Here is a 22,880-nt window from a genome sequence, read left to right on the forward strand (position 1 = left end):
GAGCATATGCCCGCAGGGTGCAAGGGCAAGGCAGGCGCGCCTGCGCCGGCGCCGCGGATCGCGTGCGGGGCCCGGCGTGACGGGATCGCGAAACGGTCTGTTCGCGATCCGCGGGGGCCCCTTCGCCGCCGTCCCCCGCTACAGTCCCGCTGTCCGACGGTGCCGATCCTGCATGACCTACCTGTCCAGACCCACCACGGCCGGCGAGCGCGGCCTGCTGATCGGCTATCTCGCGATGGCTGCCACCTCCGCGTTCGTCGCGTGGGTCGTCCTGACCCATATCGGACCGGGACGGACCAGCGTGCCGCCGGGGCCGTACTACACGGCGTGGATGGTCCTGTCCGGCGCCATCGGCGGGGCGGTCGCGCTGCACCTCGTGCGGCACCGGCTGGGCCGGCCCGGCCTGTCTGGCGTGGTCGGAACGGGGCTCGCGGCCGTCTGGGCGACGGTCCTGGCCGGGCTGATCGGCGGCACGCTGGCGCTGCCGCTCTACGGCACGATGTTCGGCCCCTTCACGCTGTTCGTGACGCTGGCGGCCCTGCCGGGCCTGGCGGCGGTCTGGGTGGGAACGTTCGTGCTGGCGCACCTCAAGGTGCGGTCGTGGCACGCCGAGCGGGACAGCATCTTCGCTCCCGCGCCCCGGCGCCACCGCTGAGGCGCCGGCGGGCGGGCCCTGTCAGCCCGCCTCGCGGAAGTTGCGGCTGACCTTGATCTGGTCCCAGGCCCAGACGACCTCGGCCAGCTGGTCCTCGTGGCTGCGGTCCCCGCCGTTCATGTCGGGGTGCAGCACCTTGATCAGCGCCTTGTAGACCTTGCGGATCTCGGACTTCGTCATCGTGTCCTGCACGTCCAGGATCTCGACCGCCTTGCGCTCGGTCGGGGGCAGGCGGCGCTGGCCGCTCTGGGCCTTGCCCGGATTGCGCGTGGCGTTGTCGCCCAGCACCTGGTGCGGGTCGTCGACGCCGAGACGGGCCCAGGCGCGTTCCTCGGCCGAGCGCTTGAACGGCTTGGTCTCGCGGTCCCAGACGCGGTCGCGGCTCACCTGGTCCAGATACTCCTGCTCGGTCGCGCCGTCGAAGAAGTTCCACTTCAGGTTGTACTCGCGGACGTGGTCCTTGCAGAACCAGAAATAGTCGTCGAGCACGTCGGGACTCTTGGGCGCGCGGTACTGCCCCTGCTCCTCGCAGCCGGGATGATCGCAGACCCGCGTGGACGTCTCGAACGCACCGGTCATCCCGCGCCGGCCGCGCGGGTTCTTCTTCTTGGACGCCGACACCGAGATGTCGAAGCCGAACGGGTCGGGTTTGACCATTCACCTGCCTCATCTTTTCGACTCGGACGCCAGAGTTTAGTGAACGGGGCCGGAGAGAGAAGAGGGCCTCGCGAAATTATGGGACTTGAAGCGGAGATTCGCGGGGCGCTGGAGAGCGCGTTCTCGCCGACGGAGCTGAAGGTGGAGAACGAAAGCCACCGCCACGCCGGTCACGCCGGGGACGACGGGTCGGGGGAGTCGCACTGGCGGGTGCGGATGGTGGCGGACGCCTTCTCCCCGATGAGCCGGATCGAGCGGCACCGGGCGGTCCACGCCGCGCTGGGCCCGGCGATCATGGGCCGCATTCACGCGCTGGCGCTGGACCTCGGCGCGCCCTGAGGCGGCTACTCGGCGGCGTGCCGCTTGTCGCCCGGCGACAGCGTCGCGCCGATCCGGTCCGGCTTCGGCAGGCCGTCCTCGCCGTCCTCGAAGAGCTCGCCACGGTCGTCCCGGTCGTTCGGCCCGTCGGCCGCCGGCGGGGCGAGCGCCTTCGGCGCCTCCGCCTCCGGCGCAACGGGGTCCGGCTCGGCCGACGCCGCGTCGGCGGCAGGGCGACGGAAGACCAGCAGGTTCTGGAACACCGTCGTCCGACCGGTCAGGCCCTGGCGTTCCTCGCAGGGTAGGGTGTCGGCACGCAGGTACTCCCACCCCTCGGCGGCGAGATCGTTCATGGCCGTCGAGACGGCGTGGGCGAACTGCTCCTCGGAGCCTTTCAGGCCCTTGGCCTTCACGCCCCGTTTCGGGGCGGGCACGACCTTGTATTCGTAGTTCCGCATCCGGCTCTCCCGCCTGTTCTCGCCCCGGCCAGACGATAGCGCCCGCCGGGCCGCCGTCCAAGGCGGCGCGTTCCCTTGCGTTCGGGGGGCGTTCCGCCCCCGTCCGGCTGGCGCCGGACTCCCCCTGAGGGATATTTGTGGCTCGGTGAGAGGGTCAGAGGCCGAGCTTGGCCGCCACCAGCTCATTCACCGCCTTCGGGTTCGCCTTGCCGCCGGTGGCCTTCATCACCTGCCCGACGAACCAGCCGGCGAGCTTGGGGTTGGCCTTGGCCTTCTCGACCTGCGCGGGGTTCTCGGCGATGACCTGGTCGACCGCGGCCTCGATGGCGCCGGTGTCGGTGACCTGGGTCAGGCCCTCGGTCTCGACGATCTCCTTCGGCTCGCGGCCGGTGGTGTAGGCGGTCTCGAACACCTCCTTGGCGATCTTGCCGTTGATCGTGTCCGCCGCCATCAGGTCGAGGATCTGGCCCAGCTGCGCCGCGCCGATCGGGCTGTCCGTTATGGGATGGCCGTCCTTGTTCAGCCGGCCGAACAGCTCGTTCAGGACCCAGTTCGCGGCCTGCTTGCCGTCGCGGCCCGCCGCCACCTCCTCGAAGTAGCGGGCGGCCTCCAGTTCGGCGGTCAGCACGCTGGCGTCGTAGTCCGTCAGGCCGAAGTCCGCCATGAAGCGAGCCTTCTTCTCGTCCGGCAGCTCGGGCAGGGCGCTCGCGATGTCGTCGACCCAAGCCTGCTCGATCTCCAGAGGGAGGAGGTCGGGGTCGGGGAAGTAGCGGTAGTCGTGCGCCTCTTCCTTGGACCGCATGGAGCGGGTCTCGCCGCGGTCGGGGTCGAAGAGGCGGGTTTCCTGCACGACGGACTTGCCGTCCTCGATCAGGGCGATCTGGCGGCGCGCCTCGTATTCGATGGCTTGCTGGATGAAGCGCATCGAGTTCATGTTCTTGATCTCGCAGCGGGTGCCGAGGTGGCTGAAGTCCTGCGTTTCCTGGTACTTCTCGTAGTCGCCGGGGCGGCAGACGCTGACGTTCACGTCGGCGCGCAGGTTGCCGTTCTGCATGTTGCCGTCGCAGGTGCCGAGGTAGCGCATGATCTGCCGCAGCTTGCCGACGTAGGCGGCGGCCTCCTCCGGGCCGCGGATGTCGGGGCGCGAGACGATCTCCATCAGCGCGACGCCGGTGCGGTTGAGGTCCACGAAGGACATCGCCGGATCCATGTCGTGGATCGACTTGCCGGCGTCCTGTTCGAGGTGGATGCGCTCGATCCGGACGCGGCGGGCGATCCCGGCGCCCATTTCGACGATCACCTCGCCCTCGCCGACGATGGGGTGGTACAGCTGGCTGATCTGGTAGCCCTGCGGCAGGTCGGGGTAGAAGTAGTTCTTGCGGTCGAAGGCGGACCACAGGTTGATCTGCGCCTTCAGGCCGAGGCCGGTCTTCACCGCCAGCGCCACGCAGCCCTCGTTGATGACCGGCAGCATGCCCGGCATCCCTGCATCGACGAACGCGACGTTGGAGTTCGGTTCGGCGCCGAATTGCGTCGAGGCGCCGGAGAACAGCTTCGCGCGGGAGGCCACCTGGGCGTGGACCTCGAGGCCGATCACCAGCTCCCAGTCGCCGGTGGCGCCGGAGATCACCTTGGGTTTCGGGGCGTCGAAGGTCAGGTCCAGCACGGCCGGCATCCTCGTCTCGGGGCAGAACGGGCCCGTCCTAGGCCCTGCCGCGCGGCCCTTCAAGGGCGGGCGGTCGTCGGCGCGTTCGGCGGAAAGCCCCGCCGTGGTTCGGCAGGTTCCTGCGCAAATAGAGGGGTGCACCGCCCGCGGACTCGACCCCGGGCGCGGGTTCGGGGTCTAGAACCGCCTCAGCTGCCACAACTTGAAGACCGACATGAACGTTAAGATCGCTCTCGCGCCGCTCGCTGCCGCGGCGCTCCTCTCCGCCTGCGCCCCTCAGCCCGTCCCCGAGGACCTGCCGACCATTCCCGAGGCGCTGCCCGCGATGGCGTGGGATCACCGGCCCGAGGCCGACGAATGGACCGAAGCGACACTCGATGCGCTGCAGGACGAGGGCGCGGTCCTTCTGTCCACCCTTCCCGCCGACATCGGCACCTGGTGCCCCGGCTTCGCCTCGGCCCCGCGCGAGGACCGCGCGGCCTTCTGGAGCGGGCTGTTCTCGGCCCTCGCGAGGTTCGAGAGCACCTGGAACCCCCGCGCCGTCGGCGGCGGCGGCCGCTGGTTCGGCCTGGTGCAGATCGATCCGCGCACCGCCCGCGGCTACGGTTGCGAGGCGCAGTCGGGCGAGGCGCTGCGCGACGGCGCGGCCAATCTGGAATGCGCGGTACGCATCGCGGCGCGGCAGGTCGCGAACCGCGGGACCGTTTCGCGGGGGATGCTGGACTGGGGACCGTTCCACCATGACGGCCCGCGGGGCGAGATCCGCGCCTGGGTCAGCCAGCAGGATTACTGCCAGCCTGAGCGGACTTCAGCCGATTGATGACCTCTGCGCCGTAAGGCGTTGACCTATATGGAAACTTGCAGCTTGCCCCGGCGCGGCCGAGAGGGCATTGTCCGCCGCATGCTCGCGAGCACGAGAATCCTGGGGGGGATTCTGGCGGTGGTCTGGGGGTTGGCCGCGATCGCCGAGGAAGACCTCGCCGAAATGGCCACCCCCGGCGCCCTTGCCGGGGAGGCCGCTCCCGTCGAACTGGCCGCAGATCCGGCGGTTCTCGGCCCGATCCCCCGACCGCTGTCGCGTCCCGGCGCCCCGGTCGTGCTGCACCTCTACCCAGCGCCCGTCCGGCCCCGCGCCCGCGACCCGTACCTACCGGCCGCGCAGTGGAACGACCGCCCCGAGGGGCCGCTCTGGACGCGCACCATGATCTCGGCGCTGGAAGGGCACGGGCACGAGGTGATCGAGACGGTGCCCGACGACATTTCCGAATGGTGCCCCGCCTATGCCGGCAACGACGCGGACGAGCGCGCGGCCTTCTGGGTCGGGCTGATGTCGGGCGTCTCGCACTACGAGAGCCGGCACATCCCCGACGTGGTGGGCGCGGGCCTCTACTACGGCTTGCTGCAGATCTATCCGGGCACCGCCGACGCCGTCGACTGCCGCGCCGACAGCGGAAGCGAACTGCGCAGCGCGGTCCCGAACCTCAGCTGCGCCGTGCGGATCATGTCCGTCGTGGTGCCGGATCATCAGGCCGTGGGTCTGCGCCGGGGTGGCTGGCAGGGGATCGCAAACCAGTGGGGGCCGATGACCCGTAACTTCGCGCGCGAGGCGATCCGCGACTACACGCGGTCGCAGGACTACTGCCAGGTGGGCATGATCCGCTCGGCGCCGCGCCCGCCGGCACGGCCCTACGACCTCGTCAGGACCGCAGGGCCGGACGACGCGTCGCGCGGACCAGGCTGACCGTCGGGTCGCCCGCATCCTCGCCGAGGGCGAGGGTGATCCGTCGCAGCATCTCGATCCCCTCTTCCGACGAGGCCGGAATGGCCGCGGGCGAGATCTCCTCGCCGACGGTCAGGCGATAGGGCTGGCGCGCCTTGTTCAGCGTCTCGTGGAACAAGGTGATGTCCCGCAGGGTCGGGTGGATCCGGTCGAACAGGTAGAACAGGATCGAGTTGCGGGCGCGGATCTTGATCGGAATCACCGGCAGCTCGAACTTGCGGGCCAGCATCGCGGCCGAGGCCATCCATTCGCGTTCGTGCAGGCGAAGGCCACGCCGCTTGGCGAGGCGCCCGGACGGAAAGATGACGCCGAGCCGGCCCTCGGCCACGGCCTGGCGGGTGAAGGCCATCGTCTCGCGCGTCTTGCCGTGGCTGCGCTTCTCCTTGCGCCATTCGACCGGCGCGATCGTGTCCTCCATCTGGGGGACGACGCGCAGGATGTCGCGGTTGGCATAGACGTACATGTCGGGACGGATCGCCGTCAGCACCTTCCACAGGACGATGCCGTCCATGATGCCGGTCGGATGGTTGGCGACGATGAGGGCGGGTCCGTGGCGCGGAATGTTCGACAGGCCGGTGACCTGAACGTCACGGGCCAGCAGCGCGGCAAGGTCGTCCATCAGCTGGGCGGTTGTCCAGTCGCGGTACTTCTCTGCAAGCTCCACCGTGCGATCGTAGCTGAGGCCGAGGTGCAGCAGACCGCGGGTCCAGCGGATCATCGGCCCCCGGCGATACATCCAGGGGGCGCGCTCTGCGATGAGCGGATCGAGGCGATTGCGCATGCTCGCCGGCGGGGGCGGGGCGGTCTCGCCCGGCAATTCCATGCTGTCCTTCATCAGGCCCGTCCAGGAGATCGCGGACGATGTAGGTCACGCCGCGGTAATGGTTCAATGACAATTGAGGGTGAAAAGAGCGGAAATCAAGCAAGGCCGGAACAGGGGCACGGGGCCGGCGAGCACTCGCCCACCGGCCCCGGGTATGGCCGATCAGGCCGCGCTGCGGGCGTGGTCGCCCTCTTCGATCTCCTCGACGATCTTGTCGATGAAGGCCGGCAGGTCGTCCGGATTGCGGCTTGTGATAATGCCGTTGTCCGTCACGACTTCCTTGTCGTGGACGTTCGCGCCGGCGTTCTTCAGGTCGGTGCGGATCGACGGGTAGGAAGTGACGTCCCGGCCGCGCACGACGTCCGCCTCGATCAGCAGCCACGGGCCGTGGCAGACGGCGGCGACGATCTTGCCCTGGGTCACGGCGTCCTTCACCAACTGCACCGCCTTCGGCTCCAGGCGGAGCTTGTCGGGGTTGATCTGGCCGCCGGGCAGGACGACCGCGTCGTAGTCGGCAATCTGGACGTCGGCGAGCTTCAGGTCGGATGAGACGCTGTCGCCCCAGTCGGTCTTGTCCCAGCTCTTGATGTCGCCGCCCTCGGGCGAGGCGATGTGGACCGTCGCGCCGCGCTCGCGCAGCTTGTCCAGCGGCTGACGCAGTTCGCTGCGCTCGTAGCCGTCGGTGGCGACGATCAGGACCTTGGCGTCGGTGATCTTGGTCATGGCATCCTCCTTCGGGTGCTTGCCGGGGAGAACGCCTTGCGCCGGCCCTCGTTCCTAGTCCCCCAGCATCCTCTGCACCATTTCGCCGAGGTCGCGGCTGAGCCGGTCGGTCCCGGCGATCCGCCGCAGGCAGGCGCGGATTTTCCCTTGCCGCTCCGCGTCGTAGCGGCCCCACGTCTCGAAGACCTTGCTCATGCCGGCGGCCGTCTGGGGGTTCAGCGGGTCGAGTTTCAGCAGCCAGTCGGTCACGAACTCGTAACCCCGGCCGTCCGCGCGGTGGAAGCCGGCGTGATTGTTCGCGAAGCCGCCGACGAGGGCGCGGAAGCGGTTCGGCGTCTTCCAGTGGAAGGCCGGATGGCGGGCCAGCTCCTGTGTGGTGTCGAGGGCCTGCTCCGCCGGGGCGAGACCGGCGCGGAGGCCGAACCAGCGGTCCATCACCAGCCGCTCGCCCTGCCAACGGTCGTGGTAGGTCTGCGATTGGTCCTCGCCCGCGCCGATGGCGAGGAGGGCGGCGAGCGCGGCGACGGACTGGGTCATGTTGTCGGCGGCGGCGAACTGGGTCCGGGCGCGGGCGCCGCCGTCGATCCGGGTCAGCAGCGCCAGCGCGGCGTTGGCGAGCGACCGGCGGCCGGCGTCGTCGGCGTCGGGCCGGTAGGGGCCGGTCGGCTGCATCCGCTCGTGCAGGTCGGCGAGGGTCGCCTCGTGCGCGCCGGCGATCGCCTCCTGCACCGCTCGCCTGCCGGCATGGATGGCGTCGGGGTCGGGCGTCGTGCCGGCCGCATGCAGCGCCTGCGCGATCTCGTCCTCGGACGGCAACGACAGGACGAGGGCGCGGAAGGCCGGGTCCAGCGTCTCGTCCCGCAGGGTCCGGCCGAGGCCGTCCAGGTAGTCCGCGCCGGGGGCGGTGCCGTCGGTGGCGGCGGCGGTCAGCGCCGACATCGCAAGCGCCCGGCCGGCGTCCCACTTGTTGTAGGGGTCGGTGTCGTGGGCGAGGAGGAAGGCCCTCTCGGCGTCCGTGGTCGCACGGTCGAGCCGGACGGGGGCCGAGAAGTTGCGCAGGATCGACGGGACCGGCCGGGAGGCGAGGCCGTCGAAGGTAAAGCTCTGCTCCTCCTTCGTCATCTCCAGCACGGTCGTCGGGACGACCTCGTCGCCGTTGGGGTTCAGCAGGCCCACCGCGAGGGGAATGACCAACGGCTGCTTGTCCGTCTGCCCCGGCGTCGGCGGAGTCTCCTGCCGGAAGGTCAATGTATAGGTGCCGTCCTCCCATTGCTCGCTGACCGTCAGGCGCGGCGTGCCGGCCTGCGAATACCACAGCTTGAACTGCGACAGGTCGCGCCCCGTCGCCTCCTCGAACGCGGCGAGCCAGTCCTCGATCGTCGCGGCCTCGCCGTCGTGCCGCTGGAAATAGAGGTCGACCGCCTTGCGGTAGCCGTCGTCGCCGACCAGCCGCTTGAGCATCCCGATCAGCTCCGCCCCCTTCTCGTAGACGGTGATCGTGTAGAAATTGTTGATCTCGACGAAGCTCTCGGGCCGGACCGGGTGCGCCAGAGGCCCGCCATCCTCGCGGAACTGGCGGGTGCGCATCAGGCTGGCATCCTCGATCCGCTTCACCGCGGCCGAGCGCATGTCGGACGTGAACTGCTGGTCGCGGTAGACCGTCAGCCCCTCCTTCAGGCACAGCTGGAACCAGTCGCGGCAGGTGACCCGGTTGCCCGTCCAGTTGTGGAAGTACTCATGCGCGATCACCGCCTCGATCCGCTCGAAGGTCGCGTCGGTCGCGGTGTCGGGGGAGGCGAGGACGAGGGCGGAGTTGAAGATGTTCAACCCCTTGTTCTCCATCGCGCCCATGTTGAAGTCGTCCACGGCCACGATGTTGAAGACGTCCAGGTCGTACTCGCGACCGTAGACCTCCTCGTCCCAGCGCATCGACGCCTTCAGCGCCTCCATCGCGAAGGCGCAGCGGTCCTCGTCGCCGGCGCGGACCCAGATCCCGAGGGCGACCTCCCGGCCCGACATCGTGACGAAGGTGTCCCGGTGCGCCACGAGGTCGCCGGCGACCAGCGCGAACAGGTAGGCGGGCTTCGGCCAGGGATCGTCCCACTCGGCCCAGCCGTCGCCGGACCCGGCCGGGTTGCCGTTCGACAGGAGCACTGGCAGGTCCGACTCGATCCGCACCCGGAACGGCGCCATCACGTCGGGGCGGTCGGGGTACCAGGTGATCTTGCGGAAGCCCTCGGCCTCGCATTGTGTGCAGTACATGCCGTTCGACATGTAGAGGCCCTCGAGCGCGGTATTGCCGGCCGGGTCGACCTCGACCTCCGCCTCCCAGGTGAAGGCGCCGTCCGGCACGTCCGCCTCGATACCGCCCGGCACTTCGCGCGGCGTCACCTCCGCCCCGTCGATCCGTGCCGAGAGCGTCTTCAGCCCCTCTCCATGGAGGAAGAAGCGCCGGTCGGACGTGGCCGGGTTCGGCACGAAGCGGATGCGCGACAGGACCCGCGTCGCGGTCGGCGCGAGGCGGAAGGTCAGCTCCACCCGCTCCACCAGCCACGGCGGCGGGGCGTAGTCGGCGAGGTGGATCGTCTGGGGGGCGGCGTCCTTCATGTGACCTCTCGGGGCAGGAACCGGGGGCGGCAGACAAGCGTAGGTCCGGCGAACGCTGCCCGCAATGGGCGTCTAGGAGGCATGGAATGTCCGCACCCAAGACCGACGTCGACAAGCAGGCGCGCCGCCACCGGCCGGCGATCTGGGGAATCACCATCGCCGTGCTGTTCGGGGTCGCGCTTCTGGTGGTCCGCCTGTTCTGGTGGGCCGAGGACGGCACCGATCCCGAAGGCGCCGAGCTGCAGAACGAGCTCGGCATCGAATCCGAGATAGAACCCGCCTCGGAGTAGGAGCCGGGCGGGGTTGTCGCCGCGGGAAAACGTGGTCTAGTCCGGCCGGACACACGGCTGGAGTACGCCATGACCGACCGCGCCCCGCGCCACGGCCTTCAGGTCGCCGCCGCCCTCGCCGAATTCATCGAGACCCGCGCCCTGCCGGGCACCGGCGTCGATCGTGATGCGTTCTGGAGCGGCTTCTCACGCCTCGTCCACGACCTCGCGCCACGCAACCGGACGCTGCTGGAGCGGCGGGCGGACCTGCAGGCACGGATCGACGCGTGGCACGCGGCGCATCGTACCGGACCCCACCATCCGGCGGAGTACGAAGCGTACCTGCGCGACATCGGCTACCTGCTGGACGAGGGTCCCGATTTCACGATCGAGACGACGGGCGTCGATCCCGAGATCGCCGAGGTGGCGGGGCCACAGCTGGTTGTGCCGATCACCAACGCCCGCTTCGCTCTGAACGCGGCCAATGCCCGGTGGGGCAGCCTCTACGACGCGCTCTACGGCACCGACGTGCTCGGCCCACCGCCGTCGGGCGGGGGTTACGACGTCGACCGCGGGGGGGCGGTCATCGCGCGGGCGAAGGCGTTTCTCGACGAGGCGGTGCCGCTCGACGGCGCGCGCTGGGACGAGGTGACGGGGATCGAGGCGGGACGGGAGCTGGGCCTGCGGACGGCGCGCGGCGCGGTGGCGCTGGCTCGGCCGGAGCAGTACGGGGGCCATGCACAGGATGGCGACTGGGGCTTCGTCCTGTTGCAGAACAACGGCTTGCGGATCGAGATTCTGGTGAACCGCGACCACGAGATCGGATCGACGGACCCGGCCGGCATCGCCGCGGTGAACCTCGAATCCGCGCTGACGGCGATCATGGATTGCGAGGATTCCGTCGCCTGCGTCGACGCCGAGGACAAGGTCCTCGCCTATTCCAACTGGCTGGGCCTGATGAAGGGCGACCTGACCGAGACCTTCCGCAAGGGCGGCGAGGAGGTGACGCGCAAGCTATACGGCGACTTCACCTACACCGCGCCGGACGGATCGGACCTGCCGGTGAAGTGCCGCGCGCTCATGCTGATCCGCAACGTCGGCCACCTGATGACGAACCCGGCGATCCTGCTGGAGGACGGCTCGGAGATCCCCGAGGGGCTGATGGACGCGATGGTGACGACGCTCGTCGCGATGCACGACCTGAGGAAGACAGGCGGGCCGCGCAATTCGTTCACCGGCTCCGTCTACGTGGTGAAGCCCAAGATGCACGGGCCGGAGGAGGTCGCCTTCGCCGTCGAGACCTTCGACCGGGTGGAGGAGGTGCTGGGCCTGCCGCGCAATACCGTCAAGCTCGGCATCATGGACGAGGAGCGGCGGACGTCCGTAAACCTCAAGGAGTGCATCCGGGCGGCGAAGGCGCGGGTCTGCTTCATCAACACCGGCTTCCTGGACCGGACGGGCGACGAGATCCACACCTCGATGGAGGCGGGGCCGATGGTCCCCAAGGGCGAGATGAAGAACTCCGCCTGGATCCGGGCCTACGAGGACCGCAACGTTGATATCGGGCTGGCCTGCGGCTTTCGCGGGCGGGCACAGATCGGCAAGGGCATGTGGGCGATGCCGGACCGGATGGCGGACATGCTGGAGCAGAAGATCGGCCATCCGGAGGCCGGGGCCAACTGCGCCTGGGTGCCGTCGCCGACCGCCGCGACGCTGCACGCGATGCATTACCATCAGGTGGACGTGGCCGCCCGGCAGGCGGAGATCGCGGCCGGCGGGCCGCGGGGGACGCTGCGCGATCTGCTCACGATTCCCGTGGCTTCGGGCCGGAACTTCACGGACGAGGAGGTGGCGCAGGAGGTGGAGAACAACGCGCAGGGCATCCTTGGCTACGTGGTGCGCTGGATCGATCAGGGGGTCGGCTGCTCCAAGGTGCCGGACATCCACGATGTCGGGCTGATGGAGGACCGGGCGACCTGCCGGATCTCGTCGCAGGGCCTCGCCAATTGGCTGCACCACGGGGTGGTGAGCGAGGACCAGGTGATGGCGGCGATGAAGAAGATGGCCGCCGTGGTGGACCGGCAGAACGCGGATGATCCGCTCTACCGGCCGATGGCACCCGAATTCGATGGCCCCGCGTTCCGCGCCGCCTGCGCGCTGGTGTTCGAGGGGCGGGCGCAGCCCTCTGGCTATACCGAGCCGGTGCTGCATCGCTACCGGGCCGAGGCGAAGGGCGCCTGATGTCGGTCCGCCGCGATTTTTCCGATATCCCGCCGATCTGGGCGTTCGGCGTGCTGGTGGCGCAGGGCCTGCTGGCGCGGTGGCTGCCGCTCGTCACGTGGGAAGGCGGGCGCCTTGCCGGCATGGCCCTTCTGGGCGCCGGGCTGGCGCTGGTCCTGTGGGCGTCGCTCTGGTTCCGGCGCAAGCGGACCAGCATCGAGCCGCGCGAGCGGCCGTCGGCGCTGATCGTCGAGGGGCCGTTCCGGGTGAACCGCAACCCGATCTATACCGGCATGGCGCTGGCGCTCCTTGGCGCCGGCATCGGCCTCGGCGCGCTCTCGGCGGTGCTGGCGGCTCTGGTCTTTCCCGTCGTCATCGACCGCCGCTTCGTCCGCGGCGAGGAGGCGGCGCTGCGGGACGTCTTCGGCGCCGAGGCGGAGCGCTACATCGCCGCGACCCGCCGCTGGTAGGTCAGGGCGACAGGCGCAGGTCGAGGCGCGGGATCGAGCGGATGCCGAACCGCCGGCCGTAGGTCGGCGGGCGGGCCGGGTCGGCAAGGGCGAGGTTCGGGAAGCGGGTGAACAGCCGCCTCAGCGCGACGCGCACCTCGGCGCGGGCGAGCTGCATGCCGAGGCAGACATGCGGGCCGAAGCCGAAGCCGAGGTGCGGGTTCGGCAGGCGGTCCGGGTTCAGCGTGTCCGGCACCTCCCAGCGGTCCGGGTCGTGGTTTGCGGCGAGCAGGAACGCCGACAGGCGCTCGCCCTTGCGGACGGAGGCGCCGAGGAAGTCGAGATCCTCCGTCGCGGTCAGCATCTTGGTCATCATGACCGGCGAGTGGAAGCGGAAGAACTCCTCCACCGCGACCTTGAGGTGCGCCTCGTCGCCGAAAAGGCCCGCCCGGAGGGACGGCTCCTTCGCGAGGCTCCAGGTCGCATCGGCGATCATGTGCACGGTCGTCTCGTGACCGGCCATGAACAGCAGGACGACGAGCGACAGGATCTCGTCCTCGGTGAGCCGGGCGCCGTCCTCTTCCGCCGCCACGAGGTGGCGGATCATCACCGTGTCCGCCTCCGCCCCGCGGCGGATATCTCTGCGGAAATGTCGGATCGTGCGCCACATGCCCGGCATCGCGCGGAAGAAGGTGACCGCGTTGATCGAGGTCAGCGGCGCCATCCAGCCGGCGATACGGTCCCGGTCCGCCGGCGGCACGCCGAGCAGGATCGAGATGGCGTGAAGGGGCAGCGGCCGGGCGTAGGCGCGGACGATGTCGACGGGGGCGGCGGGGTCGAGGCGGTCCAGCAGGCCGTCGGCCACCGCCTCGATCTGGGGCACCATGTCGTCTATGGTGGCGCGGGCGAAGGCGAGCTCGACCAGCGTGCGCAGGCGCCGGTGGTCGGCTCCGTCCTTGAGGATCAGGCTGTCCAGCATCGGCGAGAGGAAGCGCGGCAGGAACCACAGCGTCTGCGCCATCGTCCGGCCGGTGACGGCGCGCGGGTCGCGCACGAAGCGCGGGTCCTTGAGGAGGGCGCGGGCGCCGGCGTCGCTGGTCGTCAGGCGCACGCGCCCGATCAGGGGGACCTTGGCGTCGTACAGCGGCCCGGCGGCGCGGAGGCGCGCCAGCGTCGGGCCGGGATCGGCGAGGAAGGCGGGATCGGTAAGTCTGACGGCGGACGGACGGGCAGGGGCGACCCCCGCTGCCTTGGAAAGCGGCATGTGCGTCATGGCAGCCCCTCCCGTGCGGCACGTGCGGCTTTCCACTGCGGAACGAAGCGCCTATCTTCGGGCAAAATCAAGAGGCGCCCGCACATGGCCAGGCCCGTCATCGGCATCATCGGCAACAGCCAGCTGATCAACGACCAGTACGCCACCCACGCCGGCGGCACCATGAACTCCGAGGCGGTGGCCGAGGTGTCGAAGGGCCTGCCGCTGATCGTGCCGGCCGATCCGGCGCTGGTGAGCGTGGACGAGCTGCTGGAGGTCTGCGACGGCTTCCTGCTCACCGGCGGCCGGCCGAACGTGCATCCCAGCGAGTACGGTGAGGAGGAGACGCCGGCTCACGGCGCCTTCGACCGCGGCCGCGACGCGATCGTCCTGCCGCTGGTGCGGGCCTGCGTCGCGCGCGGGCAGCCGTTCTTCGGCGTCTGCCGCGGCTTTCAGGAGGTGAACGTGGCGATGGGCGGCACGCTGTGGCCCGAGATCCGCGAGCTGCCGGGGCGGATGAACCACCGGATGCCGCCCGACGGCACGCTGGAGGAGAAGTTCGCCCTGCGCCACAAGGTGACCTTCACGGAAGGGGGGCCGTTCCACCGGCTCATGGGCGCGCGTGAGGTGATGACGAACACGCTGCACGGGCAGGGGATCAAGACGCCCGGCGCCCGGGTGGTGGTCGACGGACTCGCCCCCGACGGCACGCCCGAGGCGGTGTGGATCGAGGGCGCACCGGGCTTCACGCTGTCGGTGCAGTGGCATCCCGAGTGGCGGGCGAGCGCCGATCCGGTGTCGCGGCCGCTGTTCGAGGCGTTCGGGCGGGCGGCCTCGGCCTGGGCGGAGGGCAAGCGGCCCGTGAGCGTGCGCGAGGTCGCGTAAGGGCGGCGTTAACCAATCTGGGACGAGGGTGCGGCATGACCGCCGGACCGCCCACCCCGCCCCAGTTCTTCGCCGAAATCTTCGGTTCGCGCGCCGCCCGTAACGGCGAGGTGATCCGCCGCAAGGTCCGCGACATCGAGCGATACGTCGGGCGCGAGGCGTTCCTTGGCGAAGTCACCCGCCGCGGATACTCGGTCGTCGAGAATGCCGGGCAGTTCGTCGTGTTCTGCAATCGCGAACCTCTGCGCCGTTTGCGCTGACACGATTTCCGCGCGGAGATCGTGCACGGAAATCACGCGATTTCCGTGGCGCCCTTGGCAACGCGGCGCGAACCCGCGAAGGTCGCGCCGACCCCACGGGAGGACCGCCGCATGAAACGCAGCCGCATCAACGCCATCATGGCCGAGGCCGACGCGATGATCCGCGCCCACGGCTTCACCCTGCCGCCCTTCGCCCGCTGGACACCGGCCGAGTTCATGGCCCACCGCGAGGACGCGCGCCACGTGATCGACGCCCGCTGCGGCTGGGACATCACCGACTACGGCGCCGGCCGCTACGACGAGATGGGCCTGTTCCTGTTCACCCTGCGCAACGGCCTCCTCTCCGATCTCACCGCCGGGCGGGGCATGTGCTACGCCGAGAAGCTGCTGATCTCCAAGCAGGACCAGCTCTCGCCGATGCACACCCACGTCATCAAGGCCGAGGACATCATCAACCGCGGCGGCGCGACGCTGGTGGTGGAGCTTCACGGCTCGGACGACGAGGGGCGGTTCGCGGGCGATCGCGGCGGCACCGTGATGTGCGACGGCATCGCGCGCCCCTTCCAAGCCGGCGAGAAGCTGCGTCTCGCGCCCGGCGAGAGCGTGACGCTCCGCCCCGGCGACTGGCACGCCTTCTGGGGCGAGGGCGGCGACGTGCTGATCGGCGAGGTCTCGACCGTCAACGACGACGAGACCGACAACGTCTTCCGCGAGCCGATCGGCCGGTTCTCGCAGATCGAGGAGGACGAGCAGCCGACGCACCTCCTCGTCAGTGATTACCGGGAGTGGCTGGGGTGAGGCGGTTGCGACAGGATCTTGCGCCGGCTATTGCAGGCATGACAGACCATTGCGCCGGGGAGCAGCGATGAAGATCGGAGCGCCGAAGGAAATACAGCCGGGCGAGGCCCGGGTGGCGATGACCCCCGCCTCGGTGAAGGACCTGGCGAAGCTGGGCCACGACAGCGTGGTCGAGAGCGGCGCGGGCCTCGCCGCCGGCTTCACCGACGACGCCTATCGCGCGGCGGGCGCGACGGTGGTCGACGCCGCCGCCGGCCTGTGGTCGCAGGCGGACGTGATCGCCAAGGTCCGCCCGCCGACGGACGAGGAACTGGACCGGCTGACGGCCGACAAGACGCTGATCTCCTTCTTCTACCCCGCTCAGAACGGCGAGCTGCTGGAACGGGCCAAGGCCACCGGCGCGACCGTGGTCGCGATGGACATGGTGCCCCGCATCAGCCGGGCGCAGAAGATGGACGCGCTGTCCTCGATGGCGAACATCGCCGGCTACCGCGCGGTGATCGAGGCGGGCAGCAACTTCGGCCGCTTCTTCACCGGGCAGGTGACGGCCGCGGGCAAGGTGCCGCCGGCGAAGGTGCTGGTGATCGGCGCCGGCGTCGCAGGCCTCGCCGCCATCGGCACGGCCACGTCTCTGGGCGCCGTCACGCTGGCCTTCGACGTCCGGCCGGAAGTGGCCGAGCAGATCGAGTCGATGGGGGCGGAGTTCGTCTACCTCGACTTCGAGGACACGCAGGATTCGTCGTCCACCGGCGGCTATGCCGCCCCGTCCTCCCCCGAATTCCGCGAGAAGCAGCTGGCGAAGTTCCGCGAACTCGCGCCCGACATCGACATCGTCATCGCCACCGCGCTGATCCCCGGCCGCGACGCGCCGGTCCTGTGGACCCGCGACATGGTCGAGGCGATGAAGCCCGGCTCCGTCATCGTCGACCTCGCGGCCGAGCGGGGCGGTAACTGCGAGCTCACGCAGCCCGACGAGAAGTTCGTGACCGAGAACGGCGTCACCATCGTCGGCTACACCGACTTCCCCAGCCGCATGGCGGCGCAGGCCTCCACGCTCTACGCCACCAACATCCGCCACATGCTGACGGACCTGACCCCCGGCAAGGACGGCGTGCTGAAGCACGACATGGAGGACGACGTGATCCGCGGGGCCACCGTCGCCCACAAGGGCGACGTCACCTGGCCGCCGCCGAAGCCGAAGACGCAGGCGATCGCGGCGGCGCCGCGCAAGACCGCGGTGAAGGAGCCGACGCCGGAGGAGCGGCGGGCGAACGAGCTGGCCGCGTTCAAGGCGCAGACCCGCAGCCAGGTGACGCTCCTCGCCGTCGGCGCGGCGCTGATGCTGATCGTGGGCGCGGTCGCGCCGGAAAGCTTCATGCAGCACTTCATCGTCTTCGCGCTGGCCTGTTTCGTCGGCTTCCAGGTGATCTGGGGCGTCGCGCACTCGCTGCACACGCCGCTGATGGCGGTGACGAACGCGATCTCGGGGATCGTGATCCTTGGGGCGCTGCTGCAGATCGGGTCGAGCAACCTGCTCGTGGTGTTCCTCAGCGTGATCGGCGTGCTGATCGCGACGATCAACATCGTCGGCGGCTTCCTGGTGACGCGCCGGATGCTCGCCATGTTCCAGAAGTCCTGAGGGGGCGCGCATGTCCACCGGTCTCGTCTCCGCCGCCTACATCGCGGCCGCCATCCTGTTCATCCTGTCCCTGGGCGGCCTCCGGAACCAGGAAAGCGCCAAGCGCGCGATCTGGTACGGCATCGCCGGCATGGCGCTCGCCGTCGTCGCGACGATCTTCGGCCCCGGCGTGTACAACGTCCTTCTGATCCTGCTGGCCGTCGCGGTCGGCGCCTGGGCCGGCACGAGCGTCGCCCGCCGGGTGCAGATGACCGAGATGCCGCAGCTGGTCGCGGCGCTGCACTCCTTCGTCGGCCTCGCCGCGGTGTTCATCGGCCTCAACGCCGAGATCATGCTGCAGTCGGTCGCGGGCTTCCTCGCCGGGAACGGCTACAAGACGGGCGGGGAGTGGAGCGAGGCGGGCCTCGCCTGGCTCGCCACGCCGGACGGGCGGGCGTGGTACGACGGCCTCACCGGCTTCGGCCAGAAGCTGGCGATGAAGGACGCGGTCGAGATCGCGATCCTGAAGGTCGAGGTCGCGCTCGGTATCTTCATCGGCGCGGTGACCTTCACCGGCTCCATCGTCGCCTTCGGCAAGCTGGCCGGGCAGATCGACGGCAAGCCGCAGAAGCTGCCCGGCGGGCACGTCTGGAACGCGGGCGCGGCGCTCCTGTCGCTGATCCTGCTGATCATGTTCGTGAACGGCGCGCCGATCTGGACGATGATCCTCGTCACCGTCCTCGCCGGCTTCGTCGGCTGGCACCTGATCATGGGTATCGGCGGCGCCGACATGCCGGTCGTCGTGTCGATGCTGAACAGCTATTCCGGATGGGCCGCCGCGGCCATCGGCTTCACGCTGGGCAACGACCTGCTGATCGTCACCGGCGCGCTCGTCGGCTCCTCCGGCGCGATTCTCAGCTACATCATGTGCAAGGCGATGAACCGCTCGTTCGTCAGCGTCATTCTCGGCGGCTTCGGCGGCACGACCGGCCCCGCGATGGCGGTCGAGGGCGAGATGGTGCCGATCGACGCCGACGGCGTGGCCGCGCTGCTGGAGGACGCGGACAGCGTCATCATCGTCCCCGGCTACGGGATGGCGGTGGCGCAGGCCCAAGCGTCGGTGGCCGAGCTGACGCGCAAGCTGCGGGCCGAGGGCAAGAATGTCCGCTTCGGCATCCACCCGGTCGCGGGGCGGCTGCCGGGGCACATGAACGTGCTGCTGGCCGAGGCGAAGGTGCCTTACGACATCGTCCTCGAGATGGACGAGATCAACGACGACTTCCCGCAGACGGACGTCGCCATCGTCATCGGGTCGAACGACATCGTGAACCCGGCGGCGCAGGACGATCCGAACTCGCCCATCGCCGGCATGCCGGTGCTGGAGGTCTGGAAGGCGAAGACCGTCATCGTCTCCAAGCGGGGGCAGGGGACGGGCTACTCGGGCATCGAGAACCCGCTGTTCTACAAGGAGAACACACGCATGTTCTACGGCGACGCGAAGAAGTCGCTGGATCAGCTGCTGCCCAAGCTGGCCTGAACCCTCGACGACTGTCCGGGTGGAGCGCTGACGTCTTGCCGGAGGCGAGCTCCGCCAGACCCCGGAACACTCATGGCTCAGTGAGAGAGGGGGCGGGGCTCTTGGCGACGGCCGGCTGGGCGTGTCATGCTGGGCGGGCACAACAGGGGCGCGCCGCATGAAGCTGACCGACCTTCCGGGCCTCGACCCGGAACTTGCGACTCACCTGAGCGCCCTGGGGATCACCACGATCGAGGGGCTGGCCGCGGCGCCGGTCGAGACGCTTCTGACGGTGCGCGGCGTGTCCACCGAAAGGGCGGAACGTCTGCGCGCCGCCGCCCGCGCGGCGAGCGAGCCGCCGGACGAGACGACGCGCGGGGCGGTGCCCGCCGATGCGGCGGCGGATGGCGGACTGGACGGCGAGGTGACCGAGCCGCCCGCCCCGCTGGGCGAGGCGGCGAAACCGAGGGAGAAGGACTGACTGCGGTCTGCCCTTCCGTTCCTCAGAGCGTGTTGAGGAAAGAGAGCATCCGCTCGCGGCAGAGACGCGCGCTCTCGGCGTGGTAGTCCGGCAGGGCCGGGTCGAGGAAATAGTGCCCGCCGCCCTCGTAGCGGTGCATCCGCAGGTCGACGCCGGGATTGGCGCCGGCCCACTCCGCGAAGTAGGCGTCGTCGTCGAACGGGTCGGGCCTGGCGATATGGGCCTCGACCGGCATGGCGCGGCGAAGGGACGGGGCCCACTCGCAGGCGCCGGCGATGAGGATCGCGCCGGCCATGTCCGGCCGCTCGCCCCAGGCGTCCCGACGATGCCCGCGCCCATCGAGACGCCGGACAGAACCGCATCCATCGGGGCGGAGCCGATCGCGGCTGCCCCGCGGCCGGCCACCGTCTCGCGGCCGATCTCCTTGAGGATCTCGAAGCCGCCATCGTACCCTTCGGCGCTGCGGCCCTCGTACAGGTCGGGAAGTGTGACGTGGTGCCCGGCCGCCTCCCACTCGCGGGCGAGGTCGCGCTCGATCTCCCGCAGGCCGAGGACGGAGTGGATGAGGACGACGTGGGCCACGGTGCAATCTCCGTTGGGGATAATCGGGAACATATCATGAACGCCGGGCTGGTCAAATCCCGGCTGTCTGTCCCCGGGCGACCACCGCAGCGTGCAACGAAAAAACCTGTCCGTCCGCTCCATTTTCCCTTGATCGACTCGGGCGTTTGCCCCAAATGCCCCGCCTACAGACGCCAACGCACGCGCCTCTGGCCACGCCCGGGAGGGTCCCCTGCAAGGGCCCACTTGGACCGGCACGCGTTCATGCAGCGACGGTAACGTCTCCCTTGGTACTGGTCGGGACCGTTTGGCCCCGGGTCTATTGGAGATGACGATGACTGCAGCGAACGCCGGCGCTTCCGCGCCGCAAATCCGTGCCGCCAACCGCCTCGAAGCTTTCGCCGCGACGGCCGAGTTCGACCGCCCGACTCTGGTGCTCGACGTCGACCGGGTCGAGGCGCAGTACCACGCGCTGAAATCCGGCCTCGGCCGCGCCGACATCCACTACGCGGTCAAGGCGAACCCGCACCGCGCCATCCTGGAGCGGCTGATCGCGCTGGGCAGCCACTTCGACGCCGCCTCGCGGGGCGAGATCGAGCTGTGCCTGTCGCTCGGCGCGAAGGCCGAGCACATCTCCTTCGGCAACACGATCAAGCGGGCGGCGGATATCGCCTGGGCGCATTCGGCCGGCATCACCGTCTTCGCCGCCGACGCGGACGAGGAGCTGGAGAAGATTGCCGCCCATGCCCCCGGCGCGTCGGTCTACATACGCCTGATCGTCGAGACCTCCAACGCCGACTGGCCGCTGACCCGCAAGTTCGGCTGCGACCGCGACACCGCGCTGCGCCTGCTGGACGTGGCGAAGGACCTCGGCCTCACGCCGCTCGGCTTCTCGTTCCACGTCGGTAGCCAGACCCGCCGGGCGGAGTTCTGGGAGCCGACGCTCGACGAGATGGGCGCGATCTGGCAGGCCGCGCGCGACGCCGGCCACGACCTCGGCCTCATCAACATCGGCGGCGGCTTTCCCGCCTTCTACGGCGAGGCGATCCAGGCGCCGGCGGAATACGCCGCGCGGGTGATGGAGATGGTGGAGGCGCGCTTTCCGGGCGCGGCCAAGATCATGGCCGAGCCGGGCCGCGGCCTCGTCGCCGAGGCGGGCGTGATCGCGTGCGAGGTGATGCTGACCTCCCGCAAGTCCGAGCGGGACGTGCACCGCTGGGTGTACCTCTCGATCGGCCGCTTCTCGGGCCTGGCCGAGACGGAGGGCGAGGCGATCCGCTACGAGTTCGCGACGCCCCACGACGGCGGCCCGACCGGTCCCTGCATCCTCGCCGGGCCGTCCTGCGACAGCGCCGACGTGCTGTACGAGAAGCGGCCCACGCAGCTGCCGCTGGCGCTGGCCGCCGGCGACCGGGTGCTGATCCGGAACACCGGCGCCTACACCTCGACCTACTCGTCGGTCTGCTTCAACGGCTTTCCGCCGCTGGACGTGGTCGCGATCTGAGGAAGGGCAGGTCCGGCAGGCCGGTCCACAGGCCGGTGCGGCGGATCAGGACCACCGCGCCGGCGGCGCCGAGGACGTTGGCGATCGCCGCCGCGCCGAGGATGCCGGGATAGCCGAACAGCATGACCCCGCCCCACGCCAGCGGCAGGTAGACGGCGAGGATGCGCGCCAGGCTGAGGCCCATCGAATAGAGCGCCCGGTCGCGGGCGTTCATCGCCGCGTTGCCGATCACGACGAAGCCGTAGCCGAACAGCGTCCAGCCGACGACCCGCAGGTAGAGGGCGGCGATCCGCCGCTCCTCGTCCGAGGGCGTCAGCAGGCCGGCGATCGGGCCGGCGAGGGCGAAGAGGATCGCGCCGGCGGCGAGGCCGTAGACGGTGGCGGCGGTGAACGCCCAGCCGACGCCTTTCCCGGCGCGCTCCCGCTTCTCGGCGCCCCAGTTCTGGCCGACGACGGGGCCGATGCCCGAGGACAGCGCGAGCAGCGGCACGATGGCGAGCGACTGCACCCGCGTGGCGGCGCCGAACCCGGCGACCGCGCTCTCGCCCAGCGTCGCGACGGCCGCGGTGACCGCGGCCATGCCGGCAGGGTTGATCGCGTTCGAGAAGGCGGCGGGGCCGCCGATGCGGGCGAGGGAGACCAGGCTCTCGCGCAGGTCCCGCAGCGGCTGGCCGCAGGGGGCGAGAACGCCTTCGCGCCAGGCGTAGAGCAGGACGCCCACCGCCGCCGCGACACGGGCGATGCAGGTGGCGAGCGCCGCGCCGCCGGTGCCGAGGCCGGGCACGGGCCCCCAGCCGAAGATCAGCAAGGGATCGAGAGCGATGTTCAGCGCCGCCGCGCCCAGCATCGTGACCGAGGCGACGCCGGCGCGGCCGTGGGCGCGGAACACCGCGTTCACCTGCATCATCAGGACGAGGAACGGGAAGGACAGCGCCCACCACGGCACGTACTTCGCGATCTCGCCCGCCGCCTCGTCACGGGCGCCGATCAGGCCGAAGAGCGGGCCGGAGGCGAGGTAGAACAGCCCCGCCACGGCCAGCGCCAGCACGCCGCCGGTGACGACGGCGTGCAGCGACAGGCGATGCACCCGCGCCCCGTCGTCGCCGCGGCCGAGGGCCTGGCTGACGGTGGCGTTCGCGGCGGCGGAGAGGCCGATGGACAGCGACGTGATGGCTGTGGTGACGGGGTAGATGTAGCCGACCGCCGCCAGAGGTGCGCCCCCGAGGCGGGAGAGGAAGAACGCATCCGCCAGCCCCACGGACAGCACGGCGGCGATGCCGAGGAGCATGGGCCCCGATACCGTGGCGAGCGCCCGCCAGACGGGACCTTGCGTGAGGTCGCGGGTTCCCGCGCTCATCGGGAGAGGATCGGGCTGTCGGT

The 22,880-nt window shown here is 70.2% G+C and carries 23 protein-coding genes; 14 read left to right on the top strand and 9 right to left on the bottom strand.

Annotated features, from left to right (window positions below):
- The first annotated feature begins 172 nt into the window (after positions 1–172).
- A complete protein-coding gene (locus A37W_RS22185; protein WP_018303923.1) occupies positions 173–655 on the top strand; it encodes a hypothetical protein in 483 nt (160 codons plus the stop codon).
- 21 nt (positions 656–676) lie between these two features.
- Here A37W_RS22185 and A37W_RS0115355 read toward each other — a convergent pair whose 3' ends face one another.
- Entirely contained in the window at positions 677–1,312 is a 636-nt protein-coding gene (locus tag A37W_RS0115355; protein ID WP_018303924.1) for a J domain-containing protein, read from the bottom strand.
- Between the two features lie 78 nt (positions 1,313–1,390).
- Between A37W_RS0115355 and A37W_RS0115360 the strand changes: the two genes are divergently transcribed.
- Positions 1,391–1,651 carry a BolA family protein gene (locus A37W_RS0115360; protein ID WP_018303925.1) on the top strand — a complete coding sequence of 87 codons (261 nt, stop codon included), beginning with the start codon at positions 1,391–1,393 and terminating at the stop codon, positions 1,649–1,651.
- A 5-nt stretch (positions 1,652–1,656) separates the two neighbouring features.
- Here the strand turns inward: A37W_RS0115360 and A37W_RS0115365 are convergent, their stop codons facing one another.
- On the bottom strand, positions 1,657–2,088 hold the full coding sequence (locus A37W_RS0115365; RefSeq protein WP_018303926.1) for a DUF4177 domain-containing protein: 432 nt from the start codon (positions 2,086–2,088) through the stop codon (positions 1,657–1,659).
- 154 nt (positions 2,089–2,242) lie between these two features.
- Positions 2,243–3,754 carry an Asp-tRNA(Asn)/Glu-tRNA(Gln) amidotransferase subunit GatB gene (gatB, locus tag A37W_RS0115370; RefSeq protein WP_026198540.1) on the bottom strand — a complete coding sequence of 504 codons (1,512 nt, stop codon included), beginning with the start codon at positions 3,752–3,754 and terminating at the stop codon, positions 2,243–2,245.
- A 214-nt stretch (positions 3,755–3,968) separates the two neighbouring features.
- On the opposite strand from gatB, the gene A37W_RS0115375 reads away from it, so the two are divergent.
- Together A37W_RS0115375 and A37W_RS22190 are read left to right on the top strand one after the other, a co-directional pair.
- A complete protein-coding gene (locus A37W_RS0115375; RefSeq protein WP_018303928.1) occupies positions 3,969–4,574 on the top strand; it encodes a lytic transglycosylase domain-containing protein in 606 nt (201 codons plus the stop codon).
- A gap of 81 nt (positions 4,575–4,655) precedes the next feature.
- A complete protein-coding gene (locus A37W_RS22190; RefSeq protein WP_156169407.1) occupies positions 4,656–5,495 on the top strand; it encodes a lytic transglycosylase domain-containing protein in 840 nt (279 codons plus the stop codon).
- Here A37W_RS22190 and A37W_RS0115385 read toward each other — a convergent pair.
- The 3 genes from A37W_RS0115385 to pepN all read right to left on the bottom strand — a co-directional run bounded on the left by A37W_RS0115385 (position 5,452) and on the right by pepN (position 9,687).
- On the bottom strand, positions 5,452–6,315 hold the full coding sequence (locus A37W_RS0115385; protein WP_026198541.1) for a 1-acyl-sn-glycerol-3-phosphate acyltransferase: 864 nt from the start codon (positions 6,313–6,315) through the stop codon (positions 5,452–5,454). The two genes, A37W_RS22190 and A37W_RS0115385, sit on opposite strands and share 44 nt — an antisense overlap.
- Before the next feature lie 204 nt (positions 6,316–6,519).
- The gene (locus A37W_RS0115390) at positions 6,520–7,080 is read right to left on the bottom strand and encodes a DJ-1/PfpI/YhbO family deglycase/protease (protein ID WP_018303931.1); all 561 of its coding nucleotides are present in this window, start codon (positions 7,078–7,080) and stop codon (positions 6,520–6,522) included.
- A gap of 54 nt (positions 7,081–7,134) precedes the next feature.
- Positions 7,135–9,687, bottom strand: coding sequence for an aminopeptidase N (gene pepN / locus A37W_RS0115395; protein WP_018303932.1), 2,553 nt, complete (start codon positions 9,685–9,687; stop codon positions 7,135–7,137).
- An 86-nt stretch (positions 9,688–9,773) separates the two neighbouring features.
- Between pepN and A37W_RS0115400 the strand changes: the two genes are divergently transcribed.
- From A37W_RS0115400 to A37W_RS0115410, 3 genes are all read left to right on the top strand, one after another.
- Positions 9,774–9,977 carry a hypothetical protein gene (locus A37W_RS0115400; RefSeq protein WP_018303933.1) on the top strand — a complete coding sequence of 68 codons (204 nt, stop codon included), beginning with the start codon at positions 9,774–9,776 and terminating at the stop codon, positions 9,975–9,977.
- Positions 9,978–10,046: 69 nt separating this feature from the next.
- A complete protein-coding gene (locus A37W_RS0115405) occupies positions 10,047–12,197 on the top strand; it encodes a malate synthase G (RefSeq protein ID WP_018303934.1) in 2,151 nt (716 codons plus the stop codon).
- Positions 12,197–12,646 carry a methyltransferase family protein gene (locus A37W_RS0115410; protein WP_018303935.1) on the top strand — a complete coding sequence of 150 codons (450 nt, stop codon included), beginning with the start codon at positions 12,197–12,199 and terminating at the stop codon, positions 12,644–12,646. Before A37W_RS0115405 ends, A37W_RS0115410 begins: the two co-directional genes overlap by 1 nt.
- Position 12,647: 1 nt before the next feature.
- Here A37W_RS0115410 and A37W_RS22195 read toward each other — a convergent pair whose 3' ends face one another.
- Positions 12,648–13,898: a cytochrome P450 gene (locus tag A37W_RS22195; protein WP_018303936.1), complete on the bottom strand. Its 1,251-nt coding sequence runs from the start codon at positions 13,896–13,898 to the stop codon at positions 12,648–12,650.
- A gap of 84 nt (positions 13,899–13,982) precedes the next feature.
- On the opposite strand from A37W_RS22195, the gene A37W_RS0115420 reads away from it, so the two are divergent.
- From A37W_RS0115420 to A37W_RS0115445, 6 genes are all read left to right on the top strand, one after another.
- The gene (locus A37W_RS0115420) at positions 13,983–14,762 is read left to right on the top strand and encodes a gamma-glutamyl-gamma-aminobutyrate hydrolase family protein (RefSeq protein WP_018303937.1); all 780 of its coding nucleotides are present in this window, start codon (positions 13,983–13,985) and stop codon (positions 14,760–14,762) included.
- A 35-nt stretch (positions 14,763–14,797) separates the two neighbouring features.
- Positions 14,798–15,022 (top strand): hypothetical protein, encoded by a 225-nt coding sequence (locus A37W_RS0115425; RefSeq protein WP_018303938.1) that lies wholly within the window; start codon positions 14,798–14,800, stop codon positions 15,020–15,022.
- A 111-nt stretch (positions 15,023–15,133) separates the two neighbouring features.
- Complete coding sequence (locus A37W_RS0115430) at positions 15,134–15,820, top strand: D-lyxose/D-mannose family sugar isomerase (protein WP_018303939.1); 687 nt, start codon at positions 15,134–15,136, stop codon at positions 15,818–15,820.
- Positions 15,821–15,887: 67 nt separating this feature from the next.
- Positions 15,888–17,459, top strand: a complete 1,572-nt coding sequence (locus A37W_RS0115435) for a Re/Si-specific NAD(P)(+) transhydrogenase subunit alpha (RefSeq protein WP_018303940.1) — start codon at positions 15,888–15,890, stop codon at positions 17,457–17,459.
- Between the two features lie 10 nt (positions 17,460–17,469).
- Positions 17,470–18,975, top strand: a complete 1,506-nt coding sequence (locus A37W_RS0115440) for an NAD(P)(+) transhydrogenase (Re/Si-specific) subunit beta (protein WP_018303941.1) — start codon at positions 17,470–17,472, stop codon at positions 18,973–18,975.
- 157 nt (positions 18,976–19,132) lie between these two features.
- Entirely contained in the window at positions 19,133–19,435 is a 303-nt protein-coding gene (locus A37W_RS0115445) for a helix-hairpin-helix domain-containing protein (RefSeq protein WP_018303942.1), read from the top strand.
- Between the two features lie 22 nt (positions 19,436–19,457).
- Here A37W_RS0115445 and A37W_RS24150 read toward each other — a convergent pair whose 3' ends face one another.
- A complete protein-coding gene (locus A37W_RS24150) occupies positions 19,458–19,730 on the bottom strand; it encodes a dienelactone hydrolase family protein (RefSeq protein ID WP_018303943.1) in 273 nt (90 codons plus the stop codon).
- 600 nt (positions 19,731–20,330) lie between these two features.
- Between A37W_RS24150 and A37W_RS0115455 the strand changes: the two genes are divergently transcribed.
- Positions 20,331–21,500 (top strand): type III PLP-dependent enzyme, encoded by a 1,170-nt coding sequence (locus A37W_RS0115455; protein ID WP_026198542.1) that lies wholly within the window; start codon positions 20,331–20,333, stop codon positions 21,498–21,500.
- Here the strand turns inward: A37W_RS0115455 and A37W_RS0115460 are convergent.
- Positions 21,463–22,857 carry an MATE family efflux transporter gene (locus A37W_RS0115460; RefSeq protein ID WP_156169406.1) on the bottom strand — a complete coding sequence of 465 codons (1,395 nt, stop codon included), beginning with the start codon at positions 22,855–22,857 and terminating at the stop codon, positions 21,463–21,465. The two genes, A37W_RS0115455 and A37W_RS0115460, sit on opposite strands and share 38 nt — an antisense overlap.
- Between the last annotated feature and the right edge of the window lie 23 nt (positions 22,858–22,880).

Source organism: Wenxinia marina DSM 24838, assembly GCF_000379485.1.
Classification (GTDB): Bacteria; Pseudomonadota; Alphaproteobacteria; order Rhodobacterales; family Rhodobacteraceae; genus Wenxinia; species Wenxinia marina.

Excerpts from the sequence above, each read along its gene's own strand:
- A37W_RS22185 (WP_018303923.1), top strand. The coding sequence starts at position 173 with ATGACCTACCTGTCCAGACCCACCACGGCCGGCGAGCGCGGCCTGCTG.
- A37W_RS0115355 (WP_018303924.1), bottom strand. The coding sequence starts at position 1,312 with ATGGTCAAACCCGACCCGTTCGGCTTCGACATCTCGGTGTCGGCGTCC.
- A37W_RS0115360 (WP_018303925.1), top strand. The coding sequence starts at position 1,391 with ATGGGACTTGAAGCGGAGATTCGCGGGGCGCTGGAGAGCGCGTTCTCG.
- A37W_RS0115365 (WP_018303926.1), bottom strand. The coding sequence starts at position 2,088 with ATGCGGAACTACGAATACAAGGTCGTGCCCGCCCCGAAACGGGGCGTG.
- A37W_RS0115375 (WP_018303928.1), top strand. The coding sequence starts at position 3,969 with ATGAACGTTAAGATCGCTCTCGCGCCGCTCGCTGCCGCGGCGCTCCTC.
- A37W_RS22190 (WP_156169407.1), top strand. The coding sequence starts at position 4,656 with ATGCTCGCGAGCACGAGAATCCTGGGGGGGATTCTGGCGGTGGTCTGG.
- A37W_RS0115385 (WP_026198541.1), bottom strand. The coding sequence starts at position 6,315 with ATGCGCAATCGCCTCGATCCGCTCATCGCAGAGCGCGCCCCCTGGATG.
- A37W_RS0115390 (WP_018303931.1), bottom strand. The coding sequence starts at position 7,080 with ATGACCAAGATCACCGACGCCAAGGTCCTGATCGTCGCCACCGACGGC.
- pepN (WP_018303932.1), bottom strand. The coding sequence starts at position 9,687 with ATGAAGGACGCCGCCCCCCAGACGATCCACCTCGCCGACTACGCCCCG.
- A37W_RS0115400 (WP_018303933.1), top strand. The coding sequence starts at position 9,774 with ATGTCCGCACCCAAGACCGACGTCGACAAGCAGGCGCGCCGCCACCGG.
- A37W_RS0115405 (WP_018303934.1), top strand. The coding sequence starts at position 10,047 with ATGACCGACCGCGCCCCGCGCCACGGCCTTCAGGTCGCCGCCGCCCTC.
- A37W_RS0115410 (WP_018303935.1), top strand. The coding sequence starts at position 12,197 with ATGTCGGTCCGCCGCGATTTTTCCGATATCCCGCCGATCTGGGCGTTC.
- A37W_RS22195 (WP_018303936.1), bottom strand. The coding sequence starts at position 13,898 with ATGACGCACATGCCGCTTTCCAAGGCAGCGGGGGTCGCCCCTGCCCGT.
- A37W_RS0115420 (WP_018303937.1), top strand. The coding sequence starts at position 13,983 with ATGGCCAGGCCCGTCATCGGCATCATCGGCAACAGCCAGCTGATCAAC.
- A37W_RS0115425 (WP_018303938.1), top strand. The coding sequence starts at position 14,798 with ATGACCGCCGGACCGCCCACCCCGCCCCAGTTCTTCGCCGAAATCTTC.
- A37W_RS0115430 (WP_018303939.1), top strand. The coding sequence starts at position 15,134 with ATGAAACGCAGCCGCATCAACGCCATCATGGCCGAGGCCGACGCGATG.
- A37W_RS0115435 (WP_018303940.1), top strand. The coding sequence starts at position 15,888 with ATGAAGATCGGAGCGCCGAAGGAAATACAGCCGGGCGAGGCCCGGGTG.
- A37W_RS0115440 (WP_018303941.1), top strand. The coding sequence starts at position 17,470 with ATGTCCACCGGTCTCGTCTCCGCCGCCTACATCGCGGCCGCCATCCTG.
- A37W_RS0115445 (WP_018303942.1), top strand. The coding sequence starts at position 19,133 with ATGAAGCTGACCGACCTTCCGGGCCTCGACCCGGAACTTGCGACTCAC.
- A37W_RS24150 (WP_018303943.1), bottom strand. The coding sequence starts at position 19,730 with ATGGCCGGCGCGATCCTCATCGCCGGCGCCTGCGAGTGGGCCCCGTCC.
- A37W_RS0115455 (WP_026198542.1), top strand. The coding sequence starts at position 20,331 with ATGACTGCAGCGAACGCCGGCGCTTCCGCGCCGCAAATCCGTGCCGCC.
- A37W_RS0115460 (WP_156169406.1), bottom strand. The coding sequence starts at position 22,857 with ATGAGCGCGGGAACCCGCGACCTCACGCAAGGTCCCGTCTGGCGGGCG.